Source organism: Nonomuraea sp. B5E05, from assembly GCF_039880665.1.
In the GTDB taxonomy this organism is placed as follows: Bacteria; Actinomycetota; Actinomycetes; order Streptosporangiales; family Streptosporangiaceae; genus Nonomuraea.
Window position 1 is genome coordinate 308,419 of record NZ_JBDPMJ010000001.1, and the last position, 19,517, is coordinate 327,935.

The window sequence follows — 19,517 nt, forward strand, 5'->3', positions numbered from 1 at the left end:
TCCGCGGCCCTACAACCCGAGCACGGCCGGTGTCCGCGCCAGCGCGCGCCAGCGGTTCTTCGGGTCGTCGAGCAGGCGGCGGGCCTGGAGATCCATGAGCCCGCCGACGCCGGTCATCTCCGCCGCCAGCTCACCGTCGGGCTTCCTGAACTCCTGCCTGACCCGGAACGTCTTCCCCTCGCCCCACTCGAACGCGCACGTCACCTCGACCTCGTCGCCGGCGCGCAGCTCGCGGTGGTAGCGGATGGTGTTCTCCAGGGTCACGGGGCCGATGCCGTCGTCCCACAGGTCGTCGACCGAGATGCCGGCCTCGCGCAGGCACTCCCAGCGGGCGTGGTCACCGTACTGGAAATAGACCGCGTTGTTGACGTGGCCCTGCCCGTCGAGCTCGTAGCCGCGCACGGCGATGCGCACCGAAAAGGTCATGATCGTTCCTCCAGCCAGGCGAGTGATCGGGCGGTGAGATAGCGCAGGCCGTCATCGCCGATCTCCACCCAGTCGCCGCGCGCCCACCCGCCCGTCGTCTGCGGGGCGAATCCGTGCCGCTGGAACAGCGCCGACGCCTCCTTCTGGGTGAGCCCGCGCCGCCCCCACTCCTCGATGACGCGTGCCGTGCGCTCGTCCTCGCTCGACTCCGGCTCGCCCAGCGCGGCGGCCAGCTCTTCCAGCCCGCGGGCGATGAGCCGCAACGAGGATTGGAGCTTCGGTACGTCCATCACATCGCCCATCAATCGGTCTCAATTGCTCAGCGATTTTACATATTACCCTGTAAGGGTGGAAGTGGTACGGACGGCACGCTTGGTCCTCTCCCGTGTCACCGCCGACGATCTCGACGCCGTCCATGAGATCCACTCGGATCCGCGGACGAGCGTCTACCACCCCGACGGTCCCGTGACCGACGTGGAGTCCAGCCGGGCCATGCTGGACCTGTGGCTGGCCGACTGGGAAGAGCGAGGGCTCGGCTACTGGGCGGTGCGCCGCACGGGAGAGTCGCATGTGCTCGGCTTCGGCGGCCTGCGCCGCGCGGTCGTGGACCGGGAAGAGGTGCTCAACCTGTACTACCGCTTCCGGCCGTCGGCATGGGGGCAGGGATACGCGCTGGAGTTGGCCAAGGCGGCGCTGCGGGTGGGAGAGGGCTTGGGCGGCCCGGTCGTGGCGGTGATCCGCGAGGTCAACGAGCCGTCGCGGAAGGTGGCCGAGAAGGCGGGCATGCGCAAGGACCGCACGATCCCGTACGGGGGCGTGCCGAGCGACGTGTACGTCGCCTGAGCAGCGAAGGGACTACCCTGCCTTGCGCGTGCCGGCGCGCAGCACGTAACCCGCCAGGACCAGCGCGCTCGCCACGCCCTGAGTCGCGAGGAGGGCGCCCAGGCCGTTCGCGGGAACCAGCGGCGCCGACAGGGCGGGCAGGCATCCCAGCACGGCCAGATCCGCACCCGTGACCGCCCAGATCAGCGGCCCGGTCGGGATCGAGCCGGCCGGGGTGTCGATCACCGGCATGGAATGATCGACGGGGCTGCGCCTGGCCATCCGCAGCGCCCCTGCCGCGAGGGCGGGAGCCACCAGCGGCCCGAGCAACCACCACGCCCCAGACCACGGCCCGCCGGTCACGGCCTCCCCTGCCCACGCCCCGCCGGCCACGGCCTCCGCTCCAGGGAAGCCGCCGGCGATCAGGGCCGGCCCGGCCAGAGCCAGGGTCGTCCAGGCGGTGCTCAGCAGCGTGGGAAGCACGGCGCGGGCCGCCAGCGCCGGGCGCCGGCCCACGCCGATCAGCCGGGCCATGGCCGGGTTGTCGTTGTCTCTGCGCGCCCCCGTCACGCCGGTGCAGGCCACGGCCAGCGCCCCCGCCAGCACGGCAGCCCAGAGCGCCACGCTCGTGACGCCCGCCTGGGCCAGCACGGCGGGCAGTGCGGCCGTCGCCGTCATGGTCGCCAGCCGCCGGGGCCTGCGGGCCAGGCGGAGCCAGTCCTGCCAGGCCAGAGCGAGCGGGGCGGGCAACGACGGCCAGCGGCGCGAGCCGAGTTTCCTGGCCCGCCAGTGGTTGTCCTCGGCGATCCAGGTCAGCGCGCCGGGGTCGAGGGTCACGGTCGCGTTGGCCACATGGCCCGCCCGGGTGGAGGCGCTGACCAGGGTGCGCGCGGGGATCCGGCCGAGCGCCGCCCACGCCCGCCCTGCCAGCAGCCCAGAGATTACGGCGCCGCCCGCGACGGCGGCCGCGACCACGGGCGGCGGCGCGCCCGCCGCGATCGCCAGCGCCGAACGCAGCTGACCGCTCATGGCCACCACGGCCAGCACCACCAGCGCGGCGATCGCGGCGGTCAGCCAGACCTGCCACGACGGGAAGGCCTGGCCGAGCACCGCCAGCGCCATCCCGCCCACCGCCGCCGAGACGCCGAGCGCCAGCGCGGCGAGCAGCCGCCACACGAGCTGGTCGGGCGCGCCCAGCACGGCCAGCGTGCAGAGTCCCAGCAGGAGACCGGCCACGACCGCCACCGCGGTCAGCGCCCGCGCCGTGCGGCCGAGCAGATGCCGCCGGTGCAGCGGGGAGAGCAGCAGCCAGGTCGCGTCGGGGGCGGGCAGCAGCACCGGCCCAGCCGCCCTCGCGGCGGCCAGGAAACCGGCCATGGCCAGCGCCACCAGGGCCACGCCCGCCCCCATGCGACCGGGCTCGGCGGATCCGGCCAAACCGCCGACCATGGTGGAGATGGGCTGACCGGCCACGGCGACCAGCATCGCCAGCCCGAACACGGTGACATAGCGATCGGCCAGGCTCACGGGGGCGCGGCCGCGCGAACGCAGGTAGGCGCGTACGGACCGCACGCCGGTCTCGGATCCGGACATCTGGGGCGGGTGCGGGCCTGTCATGTGGTGACTCCTGAGGGAGAGACCTGGCGGGCGTGCGAGGCCAGGCCCTCGTCATGCGTGGCCATGACGATGGTGCCGCCCTCGGCCGCGTAGTCGCCGAGCAGCCCGGCCAGTCGCGAACGGAAGGCGGAGTCGAGCCCGCGTTCCGGCTCGTCGAGCAGGAGCAGCGTGCTCGGCCTGAGCAGAGTGGCGGCCAGGCAGAGGCGCTGGCGCTGGCCGGTGGACAGGTTCAGCGGAACCGCGTCGCCCCGCTCCACCAGGTCGAACACGTCGAGCGCCGTGTCCACGGCCATGCGGGGCGTGGCGTGCACCGCGCCCATCAGCTCCAGGTGCTCGCGAGCGGTGAGCCCGGGATACCAGGCCGGCTCGTCGCCCAGCAGTGCGACCCGGGCCCAGAAACGGGCGTCGTCGGCCGGCGGCTCCCCGAACACCCGGACCTCGCCGGACGTGGCGGGCTGGAGGCCGGCCAGGCAGCGGAGCAGCGTCGACTTGCCGCACCCGTTGGGGCCGACCACCGCCACGATCTCGCCCGGCGCCACGGTCAGCCGCATATCCCGCAGCACGGGATTGGCGCCCAGTTCCACCGCGAGATCTGTCACTTCGATGATCGGCTCGTACACCGTTCGAGGGTACCCAATCGCGCGGGCCGCGCGGCACGCGGACCGTCGCCGTGTGGAGATGGCCATCCCGTGCGGCGGCGATGCCGTGTGGGCGCGGAGGGTGCGAGCACCGTCCTGGAGGGCGGCGATCGCCGTGTGCGTAAGGGATTCTGTCGGTGCCGCCCTCTACCTTCGATACCGAACACCTGTGCGATGGGAGGGTGACGTGATCGCTTCTGAGCGGTTCGAGCGTGCTGCGGTGCTGGGGGTCGCTGTGGCTGAGGAGACCCGGAGGTTGCTGCGGCACCATCTGGGCTCGCCAGGGGAGGAGGGTGATGACGGCACGGTGCTCGTCGATGTGCCCTATCCCGACGCGGCCGTGTTGACGGCGGTGCTCGACGTGGCGGCCGAGTGTTTCGGTGAGCGGGGTGACTCGGTCGAGGAGTCCAGGCAGGCGGCGCTGGAGACGTTGTTACAGCTGGCGGGCTTCGACGCGGAGTCGCAGCTCAACCCGGGAGCGCCGGAGGGTGGCTGCTAGCCAGGTCTTGAGGTGGTTCCTGCGCAGCCATCCAAGGGATGTTCAAGGACGCCTGATTCCTGGCGTGCGGCGATCTCATTTAGAATGTTCATGACATCGGGATGTTGAAAACATCTGAAGGGATCGTGATGGCGACTCGGCATCTGTACGTGGTGAGGCATGGCGCAGCCGACCCGTTCGGGAAGCTCACCGACGTGGGGGAGCGGCAGTCGCACCTGGTGGCGGAGCGGCTCGCCCGCCTGCCGGTCGATGCGGTGTGGCATTCGCCCCTGTCCCGGGCGGTGCGCTCAGCGCAGATCATCGGCGAGCGTCTGGCGGCTCCCGTGCGCGAAGCGGCCGAGCTGGTCGACCATGTGCCACACGTGCCGGAGGACATACCGCCGGCGTGGGCGGGCTTCTTCGATGGCTACGACGCCGCGGAGGCGGCCGCGGGCGCGAGACTCGCGGATGCCCTCATCGATCGGTTCGCGCGCCCTGCAGAGACCGAGACCCACGAGGTCCTGGTCACGCATGCCTACCAGGTCGCCTGGCTGGTGCGGCAGGCCCTCGACGCACCGCCGGCTCGGTGGCTGGGATTGGGCTGCGGCAACACGGCGCTGACCGCGATCGACTATTACGACGGCGCCGCGCCGGCCGTGCTGCTCTACAACGACATGGGTCACCTTCCGGCCGACCTGCGCTGGACCGGATTCGGGCCGAGCGTCCGGCCGTGAGAGACGGCGGGGCCCCGACTCCGGGTGGCGTTCTCCCGCGGGTCCCGCCCTGGTGAGGACGTGGCTCGGAGCCGGCGCGCTAGTCGTGACGGAGGGTGGCGTGGGCGGCGGTGAGGCGTTGGGCCTCCTCGCGTTCGGAGTGATCGCCCGACACGTCGTCCGCCCAGGCGAGGAGCCGGCGCAGGTGGGCGTCGGCCGCGTCCGTGGAGACGGGAGGGCTGCCGAGGGCGACCTCGCCGCTGGTCCCGTCGATGGTGACGAGGGTGCCTTCGCTGACGGTGTGCCCATCGGCTCTCCATGAGGCGGCGGCGACATCGACGACGAGGCCGGCGACGCCGACGACGGCGGGCTTTCCCATCGCCCGTGCGACGACCGCGGCGTGGCTGGCCGACCCGCCGCGCGCGGTGACGATGCCCGTGGCGGCGGCCAGGCCGCGCATGTCGTGCGGGGATGTCTCCGGGCGCACCAGGATGACCGGACCGTCGGCGGCCATGCGCACCGCCGCTTCGGTCGTGGTCGCCACCTTGCCTGCCGCGACTCCGGGACAGGCTCCCACTCCCCGGGCCACGATGTCAGCCTTCGCCGAGGCCGCTATGCGGGGCGTGCGGACGTGCCGCAGATGGCGTGGTGAGACCCTGAGCAGCGCTTCTCGCCGGGTGATGAGGCACTCGTCGGCGAGTTCGGTCGCGACGCGAACGGCGGCGCCTCCGACGAACCGGCCGGGCCGGACCTGCAACAGCCACAGCTCGCCGGCCTGGAAGGTGAACTCGACGTAGCACGCATCGCGGTAATGCCCCTCGACCCGGCGCAGGGCTTCGATCAGGGCGGTCCACACGGCCGGTTCCCGGCCGGCGAGTTCGTGCAGGGGACGGGTCGGCGATCGGCCTGAGACGACGTCTTCGCCCTGGCGCCTGAACAGGACGTCACCGTACGGGATGTTCTCCCCGGTGTTGGGGTCACGGCTGAAGGCGACTCCGGTGCCGCTGCGGTCGTCACGGTTCCCGTACACCATCGCCTGCACGATCACGGCTGTGCCGAGATCGTGCGGGATGTTATGCAGTTCGCGGTACGTACGCGCCCGAGGTGCGTCCCACGACGAGAAGACGGCCTCGACCGCCAGCTCCAGCTGCTCGGCCGCGTCGTCAGGGATCGGCCGGCCGGCTCGTTGCCGGATGAGCTCCTCGACCGCTTCGATCAGTTGTGCGTCCCCGTCGCCTGGGGCTCCGCCGGGGTCGGCGGCCACTCCCATGGCGTCGGTGTTCGTGATCGCGGACGCGAAGCTCGACAAGAACCGCAGCCGCGAGTCCAGCGCGAACCGCGCGTCGCCGGTTTCGGCGGCCAATCCCGCTGACGCTGCGGTCGTGAGGCCGAGATTCAGGATGGTGTTCATCATGCCGGGCATCGACACGCTCGCCCCGGAGCGTACCGACACGGCCAACGGCGCCTGAGCCCCGCCGAACCTGCGTCCCGTCGCGGCCTCCAGGCCGGTCATGGCGATCGCGAGCTCCCCGTCCAGTCCGGCGGGAAGACGGCCCTCACGCATGAACGCCCGGCATGCCTCGACGGTGACGACGAACCCGGCGGGCACCGGCAACCCCAGACGGTGCAGGACCACGAGGCCGCGTGCTTTGGCCCCGAGAACCTCCGCAGGCTCCTCGGCCCGCGCGGACAGCGGCCGGACCCACCTCACCGGGGGATCCCGAGCGTCGCGAGCAGGTCCTCGTGAAGCTGGGCCCACACGGTGTGGTAGGAGGCGGCGACGTGGTCGGCCACGTACTCCAGCTCGCCCGAGTGGGCACGATCAAGGGCTTCGGTCAGGCGGGTTCGATAGCGGCCGAAGCGCGGCAACGCCGCGGCCAGTTCGGCGCAGACGACCGCGGCCCGCTGGTCCAGGGCGGAGAACCGGTCGAGGACGCGAGTGTCGTACGCGGGGTCGCTGTGGTCGTTGACGGTCATGACGCCGTCGATGGGCCTCAGCTGCCAGGCCGTGCAGAGATCGAGCAGTTCCGGGTTCAGTACGAGAAAGCGCTCGTAGGCCGCGGTGACAGCGGGACGCGCGCCACCTGATTCGAGCTCATCGGTGATCCACTCGGCGTCGGCGACCCGGCCGGCATCCGTCGGGCCCCATACGTTGAACCCGTCGGCCAGATGCGTGACGAGACCGGCGACCGCGAGATCGATCAGCTCGGACTCGACCTCGGACTCGTCCATGCCCGTGGCCGCGGCCACACGGGTGAGGCCGGCATGGCCGACACAGCGCAGTGCATGGAGCACGAGCAGCCCGGTCTCGGTGCGGCGAGGTGCGGGCCGGCTCACGGAGTTGCCCTTCTCGACCGCGTGCCGTGCCGGGTCACCAGGTGCGGGCCGGCTCATGGTGTGGTCCTTCGCGACCGCGCGCCGTGTGCGGTGTCGGCTGCCGTCATGGCTCCGTCGTCCACCGCGCGCCGGGTCTCCGCCCGTGAGCCCTGCTCGATGGGCTCCCGCCTCGCCGCCGTTGCGCGTTCCCGCGCCTGCCGGATCCGTGCCGGCCGTATCTCTACCGCTTCTTCCCGCCAGAACATGATTGAGATGCTCTCACAATCCAGATGATGTTGTCATCTGAAGGGCATGGCGACGAGCGCTTCGTCAACGCCCGAAGCCGGAGCACTCCCGCGGGGCGGGCAGACTGGAAGGCGTGCCATCCACCCCGCCTGACGGCGATCCCGCGCCCGCCACGGGCGAGCTGCCCGCGAGCGCGCTGAGCGGGCTCGGCGAGCGTCCGTTCGGCTTCTACGTGCACGTGCCGTTCTGCGTCACCCGCTGCGGCTACTGCGACTTCAACACCTACACCGCCGCCGAGCTCGGCCCCGGCGCCTCCCACCGCGACTACGCCGACACGGTCGTCGAGGAGATCCGGCTCGCGCGCCGCGTCCTGGGCACGGCCGAGCTGCCGGTGGGGACGGTGTTCTTCGGCGGGGGCACCCCCACACTGCTGCCTCCGGAAGACCTGGCCAGGATCCTGAGCGCGATCGGCTCGGAGTTCGGGCTCCGGCCGGGGGCCGAGGTGACGACCGAGGCCAACCCGGAGTCCGTCACCCCGTCCTCCCTCGACAAGCTCCGCCATGGCGGGTTCAACCGGGTCAGCTTCGGCATGCAGAGCGTCCGCGAGCACGTGCTCCAGGTGCTCGACCGCGGGCACACGCCGGGGCGGGCCGCCGCGGCCGTGCGGGAGGCGCGGGCGGCCGGGTTCGAGCACGTCAACCTCGACCTGATTTACAGCACGCCCGGCGAGTCCGACGACGACTGGAGGGCCTCGCTGGACGCGGCGATCGAGGCCGGGCCCGACCACGTGTCGGCGTACTCGCTGATCGTCGAGGACGGCACCAGGCTGGCGGCCAGGATCCGGCGGGGCGAGCTGCCGATGCCCGACGACGACGTGGCCGCCGACCGCTACCTGATCGCCGACGAGAAGTTGTCGCAGGCAGGTTTCCGCTGGTACGAGGTGTCCAACTGGGCCACCTCCGACGCGGCGCGCTGCCGGCACAACCTGCTCTACTGGACCGGCGGAGACTGGTGGGCCGCCGGTCCCGGCGCGCACAGCCACGTCGGCGGCACCCGCTGGTGGAACGTCAAACACCCGGCCGCCTACGCCCAGCGGCTGGCCGGCGGCGTCTCGCCCGCGCATGCCCGCGAGGTGCTGGACACCGGCGACCGCGACGCCGAACGCCTGATGCTGGAGCTGCGGCTGGCGTCCGGCTACCCGCTCGCCGAGGTCGCGCCCGCCGCGCGTCCCGCTGTGGCGAGCGCGCTGGCGCGGGGGCTGCTCGAGCCCGGGCCGTTCAGGTCGGGGCTGATGGTGCTCACGCTCCAGGGGCGGCTGCTGGCCGACGCCCTCATCAGGGATCTGCTCGTCTAGGTGATCATGCGGATGGCGAACGGATAGCGGTACATCTGTCCCTTGTTCGTGGCCATGGCCGCCTGGATGTGGAAGATCAACGAGACGATCCAGACCACCGGCAGCAGCAGGATGCCGACGAAGACGATCATCAGGATGCTCGAGATGAGATAGCCGATGAACATCGTGATCTGGAAGTTGAGCGCCTCGGCCGCCTGGTCCCGCACGTACGGCGACTCGTCCTTCTTCATGAGGTAGATGACCAGCGGACCGATCCAGGAGGCCAGCAGGCCCAGAAGGTGCGCGATCATCGCCAGCGAGGTGTCGTCGGTCCCCGGGCGAGGGCCGTAACGGCCGGGGACGTACGGCTCGCGGGAGCCTCCGGGGTAGGCGTGGCCGGGGGAGGGGCCGTAGCCGGGCGGGGGAGCGCCGTATCCCGGGGCCTGGCCCTGGCCGGGCGGCGGTGCGTAACCGGGAGGCGGACCGTAGCCGGGCTGCCCGCCGTAGCCTGGCTGCTCCCCGTACCCGGGCTGCCCCCCATAGCCTGGCTGCCCGCCGTAGCCGGGCGGCTGGGGTCCGTAGATGGGCTCGGAGTCGGGCATCCGGCCGTAGGGCTGCTCGCCGTAGGCGGGCTCGGACCCGGGCTGCGGGCCGTACCCGGGCTGGCTGCCGTACCCGGGCTGGCCGGTGTAGCCCGGCTGGCCCGTATGGCCGGGCTGCCCGCCGTAGCCGGGCTGGGAACCGGGTTGCAAAGCGTATCCGGGCTGGCCGCCGTATGCGGGCTGGGATTGCGGTTGGGATCCGTATCCGGGTTGGTCGCCGTATGCGGGCTGGGATCCTGGTTGAGGGCCGTAGCCGGGTTGGGAGGCCTGCTGAGGGCCGTAGCCGGGGTGGGAGCCGGGTTGGCCGCCGTAACCCGGGTGGTGGCCGGGGGCCGGGGGCTGAGGGCCGGAGCCGTGGTCCGGCTGGAGGTCCGACGCGGACACCTTGCGGGTGCGTTCGTCGTCGGGCGGCGGCTGGGGATCCTGGCTCATCTCTCGTTCCTTCGCTGGAGACCCCGGGCTTCAGCCCGGGGGAGGAAAGCGAACCTGCCGCGTAGCGGCGCACAGGACGTCAGTCCGCCGTCAAGGCGGAATGGCGTTAAGCAGACGTGGAGTCGGCTGCTAAGATCTTGAGTGTGCGGACGGCGTACAAGTGCCGGGCCTACCCGACCCCCGAACAGGCAGCGGTGCTCAACCGCACGTTCGGCTGTGTGCGCGTGGTGTGGAATCAGACGCTCGCCTGGCGGCACCGCCGCTGGCACACCGAACGGGCATCCACGAACGTGCCGCAGGCCAACGCCTTCCTCACCCAGCTCAAGCGGACCGAGGAGTTCGCCTGGCTGAACGAGGTGTCCTCGGTCCCGCTTCAGCAGGTGCTGCGCACTCAGCAGAAGGCGTTCGCCAACTTCTTCGCCGGACGCGCCCGATATCCGCGCTACAAGTCCCGCACCGGCCGCCAGGGCGCCGAATACACCCGCTCCGGGTTCCGCTACCGCGACGGGCAACTGTTCCTGGCCAAGATGAACACGCGACTGGCGTTCGTGTGGTCGTGGCCGGACATCGACCCGGCCACGATCAACCCGTCCACGGTGACCGTCTCCCGCGACCCGTGCGGACGCTGGTACGTCAGCTTCGCCGCCGAGGCCCACGACCCGGATCAGGCCGCCCCTGCCGGCGGCGTGCTCGGCGTGGACCTGGGGGTCAAGGACTTCGTGGTCACATCCGGCGGCGAGAAGATCGCCAACCCTCGCAGCCTGGCCGAACGAGAACGCAACCTGGCCCGCTACCAACGCCGGATGGCCCGTAAACAGCGCGGCTCGAACAACCGGGCCAAGGCGAAAGCCAAGGTCGCCCGCGCCCACCGCAAGGTCCGCGCGTCCCGGGCGGACTTCCTGCACCGCACCTCGACGCGGCTGGTCCGCGACCACGACGTGATCGTGATCGAAGACCTGGCCGTGAAGAACATGGTCCGCAACCGGAGCCTGGCCAAGGCCATCTCCGACTGCGGCTGGGGCACCTTCCGCCGCATGCTCGAATACAAGACGGCCAAGTACGGACGCCACCTGATCGTCGTGGACCGCTGGTTCCCCAGCTCGAAGACATGCTCCGACTGCGGACACCTGCTCGCAACGCTCTCGCTCTCCACCCGGACGTGGACCTGTCCGGGCTGCGGCACCCTGCATGACAGGGACGTCAACGCCGCGAAGAACATCCTGGCGGCAGGTCTTGCCGTGTCTGCCTGTGGAGGTGATGTCAGACACTCCGGGTCCGCCCGGGTGCAGTCGCCCACGAAGCAGGAAACCCAACCTGTGAAGGTTGGAATCCCCCGCCTTTAGGCGTGGGGAGGAAGTCAAGATGCCTCCGTCACGAAGTCGATCAGTTCTTCGACCCGGCCGAGCAGCTCCGGCTCCAGGTCGGTGTAGCTCGAGACGGCGCCGAGGATGCGCCGCCATGCCTGCGCGGGCTCCATGCGCCAGCCCAGGGCCGCGATCACGCCTTCCTTCCAAGGCACTCCGCGCGGCACGTCCGGCCAGCCGGGGATGCGCAGCACGGACGGTTTGACCGCCTGCCAGATGTCGACGTAGGGGTGCCCCACGACCAGCACGTCCGGTGATGTGATCTCGGCGGCGATCCGGCTCTCCTTGGAGCCGGGCACGAGGTGGTCGACCAGCACTCCGAGACGGCGGCCAGGCTCGGGACCGAACTCCGCCACGATGGCGGGAAGATCGTCCACGCCCTCCAGATATTCGACCACGACCCCTTCGACCCGCAGGTCGTGACCCCAGATCTTCTCCACGAGGGCGGCGTCGTGCACGCCCTCCACGTAGATCCTGCTCTCCCTGGCCACCCTGGCCCGCAGCCCTTGGACGGCGATCGAGCCCGACGCGCTGCGTTTGGCGCCCGTGGGGGCCGCCGCCGGGCGTACGAGTGTCACGGGCCTGCCCTCGAGCAGGAACGCCGCGGGCGCGAGCGGGAACAGCCGGCGTTTGCCGAACCGGTCTTCGAGCGTGACGGCCTCCTTGTCGCAGGCCACGACGGCGCCGCAGAAGCCGCTGTCGGCGTCTTCCACGACGAGCTCCAGCTCGGCGGGCACTTTCGGGATCTTCCCCTTGCCCGGCCGACGCCAATTCCCCGCCAGTACATCGCCCTCGTACACACGGGGACGGTAGCAAATCACCCGCCGACCGCAAGGCGCCTGCGCGACGCACCCCGGCCTGCCAGGACGACGACCGTGCCGATGACGGCGGCGAGCAGCCCCGCGCCGCCGATCAGCAACGGGGTGGTCGTCCCGCCGCCCGTGGAGGAAGCGTCCTTCCCGATGCCGTACCGTACGGCGGCCTGCTCCTGATGGGTGCAGATCAGCCGGTAGTCGCCCCTGGCGGGCGCGTTGATGACGAGGAACTGCTGCCAGACCGTGCCACCCTCCGTGACCCTCGGAAGGCCCGTGGTCTTGGCCAGCCTGGCCGGTCCGGAGATCTCGCACGAGTAGTGGACGGCCGTGTCGCTGGCGATGTAGACGGCCGGTCTGTCCGCGGGGTCGATCGGCACCGTGACGCTTTCGCCGGACGCGAACGCCTTGGTCGGCGCCAGGCCGGACGCGCCGGTCCCGCCGCCGAACATGACGGCGGCGGTGATCAGGCACACGGCGGCCACGCCCCAGACGGCTGCCAGCCACCACAGGGGCGGCGTCACGGCCTTCGGGTCGATGCGGGGCGGGAACCGGGGTGGCCTGCCATCAGGTCCGTACTGCGGCTGCGGGCCGAACGGGGGTTGCGGGCCGTACCGGGGTTGCTGCGCGTACGGCCCGGGCTGGCTGTGGTGCGGCTGTCGCGCGTACGGCCCGCTGTGGTAGGGCGGTTGCCCGTGCGGCGAAGGCTGACCGTAGCCCGAGGGCTGATCATAGGGTGGCGATGGATGCCCGAACTGAGGCGGCGGACTGTAACCAGGCTGTGAGTCCGCCTGAGGCTCGTAGCCGGGTTGGGAGCTCGGCTGAGGGCCGTAGCCGGGCTGGGAGCCTGGTTGGGGGGTGTGGCCCGGCTGGGAGCCTGGTTGCGGGCCGTACTGCGGGCGTTGGGGCTGACCTTGGTCGGGATCCTGCCCTGGCGGCTGGTTGGACGACGGGGGCTGGGAATCGTCGGTCATGTGCGCAAGTGTGAGGCCTGTCCCTTCCTGGAAGCTAGAAGCGGGACGGGACACGGTGTTATCGCACCTTGTGGGCGAGAGCCGTACACTTGGCACTCGGGAACACAGAGTGCTAGAGCCTGTGTTTTCCCCATGGCACGAGGGCAGGAGGTGAGCGCGTGCTTGACGAACGGAAGCTGGCGGTGCTCCGCGCCATTGTCGAAGACTACGTGTCGACCAACGAACCGGTGGGTTCCAAGGCGCTGGCCGATCGCCACAATCTGAAGGTCTCCCCGGCGACGGTCAGGAACGACATGGCGGCGCTGGAGGAGGAGGGATACATCACTCAGCCGCACACCAGCGCGGGCCGGGTGCCGACGGACAAGGGCTACCGCCTGTTCGTCGATCGGCTCTCGCAGGTCAAGCCGCTGTCGGGGGCCGAGCGCCGGGCGATCGAGACGTTCCTGGCGGGCGCGGTCGACCTCGACGACGTGGTGACCCGCACGGTTCGCCTGCTCGCGCAGCTGACCAGGCAGGTGGCGGTGGTGCAATACCCGACGCTGACCCGTTCGACGGTGCGGCACGTCGAGCTCGTCCCGCTGAACGACCGGCGGGTCATGCTCGTGCTGATCACCAACACCGGCCGCGTCGAGCAGCGGGTCATCGAGCTGCCCGAGGTGGTGGAGGAGGCGCGGATCGCGCACCTGCGCGCCGTGCTCAACTCCTGCCTCGACGGTTGCGGCCTGGCCAGCGTGCCTGACCTGGTGGCCGACCTGCCCGAACGGTTGCCCGCCGAAGACCGGCCCGTCGTGGCGACGATCCTGTCGGTGCTGCTCGAGACCCTGGTGGAGCGGCACGACGAGAAGATCGTGTTCGCCGGGGCGGCCAACCTCGCCGGCGCCGGCTTCTCCACCGGCCTCCGCGACGTGCTGGAGGCGCTGGAAGAGCAGGTGGTGCTCATGCGGCTGCTCGGCGAGACCACGTCCGACACCCCGTCCGCGCTCACCGTGCGCATCGGCTCGGAAAACCCCTACCTGCGGGGCACATCCATCGTCGCGACCGGATACGGTTCTGGCGACAACCAACTGGCCCGGCTCGGGGTGCTGGGACCCACGAGGATGGATTATCCAGTGACGATGGGCGCCGTGCGCGCGGTGGCACGCTACGTCAGCCAGATCCTGGCTGCATCTTAAGAGGTCGATAAGTGGCAAACAGCGACTATTACGCCACCCTCGGGGTGCGCCCTGACGCCAGTCAGGACGAGATCAAGAAGGCCTACCGCCGGCTCGCCCGCGAGCTGCATCCCGACATGAACCCCGATCCTGAGACCCAGGACAGGTTCAAGGAGATCACGCAGGCCTACGAGGTGCTGTCCGACCCGAACAAGCGCCAGATGTACGACCTGGGCGGCGACCCCTTCGGCGGCGCCGGAGCGGGTGCGGGCGCCGGAGCCGGCGGGTTCGGCGCGGGTTTCCCCTTCAGCGACATCATGGACGCCTTCTTCGGCACCGCGGCCGGCGCCAGGGGCCCCCGTTCGCGTGCCCGCAGGGGCCGCAACGCCACCATCAGGGTCGAGCTCGACCTGCGCGAGACCGCGTTCGGCACCACCCGCGAGCTGGTCGTCGACACGGCCGTGATCTGCGAGGTGTGCCAGGGCGCGGGCGCGGCGGCCGGCACCCACCCCGACACGTGCGACATGTGCAACGGGCGCGGCGAGATCTCCCAAGTCACCCGCTCGTTCCTGGGCCAGGTCATGACCTCGCGGCCGTGCCCGCAGTGCGGCGGGTTCGGCACCATCATCCGCAACCCCTGCCAGGAGTGCTCGGGCGACGGCCGGGTGCGCACCCGGCGGACGATCAAGGTCCGCATCCCCGCGGGCGTCGAGGACGGCACCCACATCCAGCTCGCCGGCGAGGGCGAGGTCGGTCCCGGAGGCGGCCCGCCCGGAGACCTGTTCCTCGAGATCGTCGAGCGGCCTCACGAGATCTTCGAACGGCGCGGCGACGACCTCCACTGCACCGTGCAGATCCCGATGACGGCCGCCGCGCTGGGCACGGTGCTGACGGTGGAGACGCTCGACGGCGCCGAGGAGATCGACGTCCGCCCGGGCACCCAGTCGGGCCAGGTCATCACGATGTACGGGCGCGGCGTGCAGCGGCTCAACGAGTCCGGCAGGGGCGACCTGCTGATCCACGTCAACGTCGAGACGCCGACCCGCCTCGACACGGCGCAGGAGGAGCTGCTGCGCGAGTTGTCCAGGCAGCGCGGCGAGGAGCGGCCTCCCGGCAAGTTCGCCCCCGGGCAGCAGAGCTTCTTCTCCCGCCTGCGCGACGCCTTCAACGGCAGGTGACGTGACCGTCCCCGTCTTCCTGTCGCGGGAGCTGGACGGCACGGAGCTGACGCTCGACGGCCCGGAGGGGCGCCACGCGGCCTCTGTCAGGCGCCTGCGGGCCGGCGAGCGGGTCGACCTGACCGACGGCGCCGGCTCCGTCGCCGAGTGCGTCGTACGCGAGGTGCTGAAGGACGCGCTCAGGCTCGACGTGATCGGCCGGCACACCGTCGAGCCGCCCAGCCGGCGGCTGGTCGTCGTCCAGGGGCTGCCCAAGGGCGACAGGGGCGAGCTGGCGGTCGAGATGATGACCGAGGCGGGCGTCGACGTCATCGTGCCGTGGTCGGCCGCCCGGAGCGTCACGCAGTGGAAGGGCGACAAGGTCGCCAAGGCGCTGGGGCGCTGGCGGTCCACGGCACGTGAGGCGGGCAAACAGGCCCGCAGGTTCCGCCTGCCCGAGGTCGCCGACCTCGCCTCCACCTCGCACGTCGAGCGGCTGCTGTCGGAGGCGGCGCTGGGGCTGGTGCTGCACGAGGAGGCGGCCGAGCCGCTGTCGGGCGTGGAGTTGCCGGCGGGCGGCGACATCGTGGTGGTCGTGGGGCCTGAGGGCGGCGTCTCCGCGGACGAACTCGACAGGTTCCGCGCGGCGAAGGCCGTGCCGGTGCTGCTGGGGCCCACGGTCCTGCGTACGTCCACGGCGGGTGTGGCGGCGGCGGCCGTGCTGATGACGCGTACGGGGCGCTGGTAGGGCCTCTGAGGGCCGTCAGGGCGCCGGCTGGGAGGCGTCGAGGAGCGGGCTGCTGCCGCCGGTGGGCGTCTCCTCCACGACGTCGCCCGGCGGGCACTCCTCCATCGGGCACGCCGTGGGCTCCATGGACGTCTCTTCCGGGGTGGGCGTCGGACTGGGGGTGCTCGTGGGGCAGTCGGGCGCCGGCTCGGCCGGTACGACGGTCGCCGGCGGGCACGTGGTGGGCGTGGGGCTGGACGAGGGCGACGGCGCCCTGGTCGAGTCGGCCGTCTTCGAGGTCCGCGGCGTCGGGGACTTCGACTCGGGCGGCACGAAGACGACCTCGGAGCGCGAGGGGACGGGCTTCTTCGGCGGAGGCTCCTGCGAGCGGGTGGTGGAGGAGTTGGACGGGACCTCGGAGGACTCGACACCGGCGGGCTGGACGGGGCTCTCCTCGGTGATCTGAGAGCGCAGCCCGGGAACCATCATCACGATCGTCCCCGCCACGAGAAGGGCACTGGCGGCGGCCGCCCCCGCGCGCCACCAGAACAGGTTACGAACGCCGCGCCGCTCGATGCGGGCACGGATGATCTCCAGTCCTTCCGGCGAGGGCACGACCGCATCCGCCTCCGCACGGAGCGCACGACGCAGCGCGTCGCCGTACTCGTCGGGGGGCTGGGTCATGACATTTTCTCCAGAACGGATCGCAACGCGGCCATGCCACGAGCGGTGTGGCTCTTGACCGCCCCCTTGCTGATGCCCATGGCGTGAGCGATCTCAGCTTCGGACAGATCACCGTAATAGCGTAGGACCAGTGCTTCTCTCTGTCGGGTCGGCAGGGCTCGTAACGCCTCGATGACGGCGGAGCGTTCCAGCTCGCCGATCGCGCCGTTCTCGGCGCTCGGGGCGTCAGGCAGGCCCTTGGGAGCGTACTTCTCGACGACCGCGCGGTGACGCAGCACGGAGCGGGACCGGTTGACGACGGATTGACGCAGGTAGGCGAGTGCTTTGTCGGGATCACGCAGCCTACGCCATGCGCCATGAATGGCGACGAACGCATCCTGCACGACTTCCTCAGCGGTTGCCATATCGCGCACCAGCAACACAGCGAGACGCACCAACGACCGGAAATGCGCGCTGTAGAGCGCGGTAACGGCCATGTCGGCATCCCACCCGACCGGCACCGCCCCCATCGACCTGTCGGCCAGAAGGGTTTCGGTGGTCACATCAGTGGGACGCGCGGCCTTCCCAGAGGGTTTACGCTCTTCCGGTTCTTGAGGTTTCCCCGGTTCCTTAGGGTGCATTACCCAGTCGTGTTCCTCGCCAGGTGGCGCTCGCCCGACCCTGAATCGTGTTCTTTTTTGCTGAAGTGTCGCACACTCACCCTAACCGCGTGGATCTTCCTGCGCACGACACAGCTGATTACCGATTCGCAACGGACTTCTGACGGCGAGGCTGTCGATAGGGTACCGGTGTGAACGACTGCCTCTTCTGCAAAATCGTGGCCAAGGAGATCCCGGCCGAGATCGTCTACGAGACCGGCAGGGCACTGGCGTTCCGCGACATCAACCCGCAGGCCCCCGCCCACGTGCTGGTCATCACGAAGGGCCACTACTCCGACGCGGCGGCGCTCGCCGACGCCGACGACGGGCTGGCCGACGAGGTGCTCAAGGCCGCCCACGCCGTGGCCGTCATGGAGGGCGTGGCCGAGGAGGGCTACCGCGTGGTGTTCAACACCGGGCCGGGCGCCGGGCAGACCGTCTTCCACGTGCACGCCCACGTCCTGGGCGGGCGTGCACTGACGTGGCCGCCGGGTTAGCCGGACCTCTGCTGCCCAACCCGGTGATATTGACGCGAGCATTCGGCGTCGTCCCGGATACGATGGGCTCAGAAGACACCGAAAGAGACCGGGAGGCATCAGGCCGCTGGCCTGCCCATGTCCGAACTACACGAATCCCGACGCACGGCACCTCCCTCGCGCACACAAGCCAAGGTGCTGATTCCGGACGAATACCCAATGGTCAGCCTCCTCGGCTCCCGTGACGAGCTGCTTCGCGTCATCGAGGCCGCCTTCAAGGCCGACATCCACGTACGCGGCAACGAGATCACCGTCACGGGCTCTCCCGACGAGAGCGGCACCGTGGTGCGGCTCTTCGAGGAGCTCGTCGAGGTGCTGCGCAGCGGCGGTGAGCTCACGCCCGACGCGGTCGAGCGCAGCATCGCCATGCTCCGCATGACCTCCGACCGCCCCGCCGAGGTGCTCTCCCTCGACATCCTCTCCTCCCGCGGCCGCACGATCCGGCCGAAGACGGTCAACCAGAAGCGCTACGTCGACGCGATCGACAAGCACACCGTCGTGTTCGGCATCGGCCCAGCCGGCACCGGCAAGACCTATCTCGCGATGGCCAAGGCCGTGCGGGCGCTGCAGGAGAAGCGGGTCAACCGGATCATCCTGACCCGGCCCGCGGTCGAGGCGGGAGAGCGGCTCGGCTTCCTGCCCGGCACCCTCTACGAGAAGATCGACCCCTACCTGCGGCCGCTCTACGACGCGCTGCACGACATGATCGACCCCGACTCGATCCCCAAGCTGATGGCCGCGGGCACGATCGAGGTCGCGCCACTCGCGTACATGCGGGGTCGCGCGATGCCGACTGGAACGGGCGTTCTGACTCCGGAGGGTTTCCGCTCTATAGGGGAGTTGGAGGTCGGTGACCTTGTCATCGGATCCAACGGTGAGCCGACTCCTGTGCTGGGCGTTTATCCGCAGGGAGAGAAGAAGATCTACCGGCTTTACAGCCAGGACGGTGCCTCGGTGCTCGCCTGCGAGGACCACCTCTGGGCCGTCCGCACTCGTGACGACGCCAGTCGCGGAAAGCCGTGGCGGGTGTTGGAGACGAAGGAGATGATCGGCGACCTGCGGACGGCGCACTACCGGAAGTGGGAGTTGCCGGTGCTCAGCGCGCCGGTCTGCTTCCCTGAGCGCGACGTTCCCATGGACCCCTACGCACTCGGGTTGCTCCTGGGAGACGGGTGCGTCACCGGGTCCACGACCCCGAGCTTCGCGACGAACGACCCAGAGTTGGTGGAGGCACTGGAGCGTGCTCTTCCTGGCGTGCAGACGAGGTGGCGGGGAGGGCCCGACTATGTGCTCAACCGGGTGAGGCAGCCCGGGGACAGCATGACCATCGCCAACCCCGTGACTGACGTCATGCGTCAACTGCACCTGTTGGGCTGCGGGTCTCGCACGAAGTTCGTCCCCGAGGTCTATCTCCGTAACACCCCGGAGATCAGGATCGCGGTTCTGCAGGGCCTGCTTGACGCGGACGGTGGCCCTGTCACCCAGAAGGGCCGCACCTGCCGGATTCAGTTCACCACCGTCTCGCCACGGCTCCGTGACGATGTGGTCTTCCTCGTCCAGTCCCTCGGGGGAGTGGTCTACTGGCGCGCCCGTCCGTCGAGCGAGCGCAAGCCGGGGCTGGCGAAGGGGAGGCAGGTCCGTCATCGCCATGATGCGTATGTTCTCGACGTCCGGCTTCCAGAGAGCATCGAACCTTTCCGGTTGTCGCGGAAGGCGGACACCTACAAGGCGCATGGTGGCGGCCGCCCCATGCGCTACGTGGACCGCATCGAGCCGCGTGGCACGGCGGAATGCGTGTGCATCCAGGTGGCGGCAGAAGATTCGCTCTATGTCACCGAGGACTTCCTGCTG

Annotated in this window: 20 protein-coding genes and 2 pseudogenes; 11 read left to right on the top strand and 11 right to left on the bottom strand. The window is 70.5% G+C overall.

Going from position 1 to position 19,517, the window contains the following annotated elements:
• Nucleotides 1-9 precede the first annotated feature (9 nt).
• Nucleotides 10-426, bottom strand: a complete 417-nt coding sequence (locus ABGB01_RS01435) for an acyl-CoA thioesterase (protein ID WP_347620190.1) — start codon at nt 424-426, stop codon at nt 10-12.
• Entirely contained in the window at nt 423-728 is a 306-nt protein-coding gene (locus ABGB01_RS01440; protein WP_347620189.1) for a hypothetical protein, read from the bottom strand. Before ABGB01_RS01440 ends, ABGB01_RS01435 begins: the two co-directional genes overlap by 4 nt.
• A 46-nt stretch (nt 729-774) precedes the next feature.
• Here ABGB01_RS01440 and ABGB01_RS01445 point away from each other — a divergent pair, with 46 nt between their 5' ends.
• Nucleotides 775-1,269, top strand: a complete 495-nt coding sequence (locus ABGB01_RS01445; RefSeq protein WP_347769417.1) for a GNAT family N-acetyltransferase — start codon at nt 775-777, stop codon at nt 1,267-1,269.
• A 12-nt stretch (nt 1,270-1,281) separates the two neighbouring features.
• Here the strand turns inward: ABGB01_RS01445 and ABGB01_RS01450 are convergent, their stop codons facing one another.
• Together ABGB01_RS01450 and ccmA are read right to left on the bottom strand one after the other, a co-directional pair.
• On the bottom strand, nt 1,282-2,865 hold the full coding sequence (locus ABGB01_RS01450) for a DUF6297 family protein (protein WP_347769419.1): 1,584 nt from the start codon (nt 2,863-2,865) through the stop codon (nt 1,282-1,284).
• Entirely contained in the window at nt 2,862-3,485 is a 624-nt protein-coding gene (gene ccmA / locus ABGB01_RS01455) for a heme ABC exporter ATP-binding protein CcmA (protein WP_347769421.1), read from the bottom strand. Before ccmA ends, ABGB01_RS01450 begins: the two co-directional genes overlap by 4 nt.
• A gap of 205 nt (nt 3,486-3,690) precedes the next feature.
• On the opposite strand from ccmA, the gene ABGB01_RS01460 reads away from it, so the two are divergent.
• Both ABGB01_RS01460 and ABGB01_RS01465 read left to right on the top strand, forming a co-directional pair.
• Nucleotides 3,691-4,002, top strand: a complete 312-nt coding sequence (locus tag ABGB01_RS01460; protein WP_347769423.1) for a hypothetical protein — start codon at nt 3,691-3,693, stop codon at nt 4,000-4,002.
• A gap of 128 nt (nt 4,003-4,130) precedes the next feature.
• Nucleotides 4,131-4,715 (top strand): histidine phosphatase family protein, encoded by a 585-nt coding sequence (locus tag ABGB01_RS01465; protein WP_347769425.1) that lies wholly within the window; start codon nt 4,131-4,133, stop codon nt 4,713-4,715.
• Between the two features lie 79 nt (nt 4,716-4,794).
• On the opposite strand, the gene ABGB01_RS01470 is transcribed toward ABGB01_RS01465, so the two are convergent.
• Nucleotides 4,795-6,405 carry a pyruvate, phosphate dikinase gene (locus tag ABGB01_RS01470; protein WP_347769427.1) on the bottom strand — a complete coding sequence of 537 codons (1,611 nt, stop codon included), beginning with the start codon at nt 6,403-6,405 and terminating at the stop codon, nt 4,795-4,797.
• Nucleotides 6,402-7,088 (bottom strand): transcriptional regulator, encoded by a 687-nt coding sequence (locus ABGB01_RS01475; protein WP_347769429.1) that lies wholly within the window; start codon nt 7,086-7,088, stop codon nt 6,402-6,404. Before ABGB01_RS01475 ends, ABGB01_RS01470 begins: the two co-directional genes overlap by 4 nt.
• 301 nt (nt 7,089-7,389) lie before the next feature.
• On the opposite strand from ABGB01_RS01475, the gene hemW reads away from it, so the two are divergent.
• Nucleotides 7,390-8,610, top strand: a complete 1,221-nt coding sequence (hemW, locus tag ABGB01_RS01480; protein WP_347769431.1) for a radical SAM family heme chaperone HemW — start codon at nt 7,390-7,392, stop codon at nt 8,608-8,610.
• Here hemW and ABGB01_RS01485 read toward each other — a convergent pair.
• Entirely contained in the window at nt 8,607-9,623 is a 1,017-nt protein-coding gene (locus tag ABGB01_RS01485) for a DUF4870 domain-containing protein (protein WP_347769433.1), read from the bottom strand. The genes hemW and ABGB01_RS01485 overlap by 4 nt on opposite strands.
• A 143-nt stretch (nt 9,624-9,766) precedes the next feature.
• Here ABGB01_RS01485 and ABGB01_RS01490 point away from each other — a divergent pair, with 143 nt between their 5' ends.
• Nucleotides 9,767-10,966, top strand: a complete 1,200-nt coding sequence (locus tag ABGB01_RS01490) for an RNA-guided endonuclease TnpB family protein (RefSeq protein ID WP_347769435.1) — start codon at nt 9,767-9,769, stop codon at nt 10,964-10,966.
• A gap of 14 nt (nt 10,967-10,980) precedes the next feature.
• On the opposite strand, the gene ABGB01_RS01495 is transcribed toward ABGB01_RS01490, so the two are convergent.
• The gene (locus tag ABGB01_RS01495; protein ID WP_347769437.1) at nt 10,981-11,787 is read right to left on the bottom strand and encodes a DUF3097 domain-containing protein; all 807 of its coding nucleotides are present in this window, start codon (nt 11,785-11,787) and stop codon (nt 10,981-10,983) included.
• Between the two features lie 17 nt (nt 11,788-11,804).
• On the bottom strand, nt 11,805-12,323 hold the full coding sequence (locus ABGB01_RS01500; protein WP_347769439.1) for a hypothetical protein: 519 nt from the start codon (nt 12,321-12,323) through the stop codon (nt 11,805-11,807).
• Between the two features lie 608 nt (nt 12,324-12,931).
• Here ABGB01_RS01500 and hrcA point away from each other — a divergent pair.
• Genes hrcA through ABGB01_RS01515 form a run of 3 tightly spaced genes read left to right on the top strand, consistent with a single transcriptional unit; the run spans nt 12,932 to nt 15,829 of the window.
• The gene (gene hrcA / locus ABGB01_RS01505; protein ID WP_347769441.1) at nt 12,932-13,945 is read left to right on the top strand and encodes a heat-inducible transcriptional repressor HrcA; all 1,014 of its coding nucleotides are present in this window, start codon (nt 12,932-12,934) and stop codon (nt 13,943-13,945) included.
• An 11-nt stretch (nt 13,946-13,956) separates the two neighbouring features.
• Nucleotides 13,957-15,102, top strand: coding sequence for a molecular chaperone DnaJ (gene dnaJ / locus ABGB01_RS01510; protein ID WP_347620176.1), 1,146 nt, complete (start codon nt 13,957-13,959; stop codon nt 15,100-15,102).
• 1 nt (nt 15,103) lies between these two features.
• Entirely contained in the window at nt 15,104-15,829 is a 726-nt protein-coding gene (locus tag ABGB01_RS01515) for a 16S rRNA (uracil(1498)-N(3))-methyltransferase (protein WP_347769443.1), read from the top strand.
• 15 nt (nt 15,830-15,844) lie between these two features.
• Here ABGB01_RS01515 and ABGB01_RS01520 read toward each other — a convergent pair whose 3' ends face one another.
• Both ABGB01_RS01520 and ABGB01_RS01525 read right to left on the bottom strand, forming a co-directional pair.
• Nucleotides 15,845-16,492 carry a hypothetical protein gene (locus tag ABGB01_RS01520; protein WP_347769445.1) on the bottom strand — a complete coding sequence of 216 codons (648 nt, stop codon included), beginning with the start codon at nt 16,490-16,492 and terminating at the stop codon, nt 15,845-15,847.
• Nucleotides 16,489-17,001 (bottom strand): SigE family RNA polymerase sigma factor, encoded by a 513-nt coding sequence (locus tag ABGB01_RS01525; RefSeq protein WP_049573205.1) that lies wholly within the window; start codon nt 16,999-17,001, stop codon nt 16,489-16,491. Before ABGB01_RS01525 ends, ABGB01_RS01520 begins: the two co-directional genes overlap by 4 nt.
• Nucleotides 17,002-17,282: 281 nt before the next feature.
• Between ABGB01_RS01525 and ABGB01_RS01530 the strand changes: the two genes are divergently transcribed.
• From ABGB01_RS01530 to ABGB01_RS01540, 3 genes and pseudogenes are all read left to right on the top strand, one after another.
• Nucleotides 17,283-17,627 carry a histidine triad nucleotide-binding protein gene (locus tag ABGB01_RS01530; RefSeq protein WP_347769447.1) on the top strand — a complete coding sequence of 115 codons (345 nt, stop codon included), beginning with the start codon at nt 17,283-17,285 and terminating at the stop codon, nt 17,625-17,627.
• Between the two features lie 117 nt (nt 17,628-17,744).
• A pseudogene (locus ABGB01_RS01535) lies at nt 17,745-18,449 on the top strand (PhoH family protein); the annotation flags it as partial.
• Nucleotides 18,450-19,016: 567 nt separating this feature from the next.
• A pseudogene (locus tag ABGB01_RS01540) lies at nt 19,017-19,265 on the top strand (LAGLIDADG family homing endonuclease); the annotation flags it as partial.
• Nucleotides 19,266-19,517: the final 252 nt, after the last annotated feature.

Bases quoted from the DNA above. Each gene is read 5' to 3' on its own strand.
- ABGB01_RS01465 (WP_347769425.1), top strand. From the start codon at position 4,131: ATGGCGACTCGGCATCTGTACGTGGTGAGGCATGGCGCAGCCGACCCG.
- ABGB01_RS01435 (WP_347620190.1), bottom strand. From the start codon at position 426: ATGACCTTTTCGGTGCGCATCGCCGTGCGCGGCTACGAGCTCGACGGG.
- ABGB01_RS01475 (WP_347769429.1), bottom strand. From the start codon at position 7,088: ATGAGCCGGCCCGCACCTGGTGACCCGGCACGGCACGCGGTCGAGAAG.
- ABGB01_RS01520 (WP_347769445.1), bottom strand. From the start codon at position 16,492: ATGACCCAGCCCCCCGACGAGTACGGCGACGCGCTGCGTCGTGCGCTC.
- ABGB01_RS01525 (WP_049573205.1), bottom strand. From the start codon at position 17,001: ATGGGGGCGGTGCCGGTCGGGTGGGATGCCGACATGGCCGTTACCGCG.
- ABGB01_RS01450 (WP_347769419.1), bottom strand. From the start codon at position 2,865: ATGACAGGCCCGCACCCGCCCCAGATGTCCGGATCCGAGACCGGCGTG.
- ABGB01_RS01485 (WP_347769433.1), bottom strand. From the start codon at position 9,623: ATGAGCCAGGATCCCCAGCCGCCGCCCGACGACGAACGCACCCGCAAG.
- ABGB01_RS01440 (WP_347620189.1), bottom strand. From the start codon at position 728: ATGGGCGATGTGATGGACGTACCGAAGCTCCAATCCTCGTTGCGGCTC.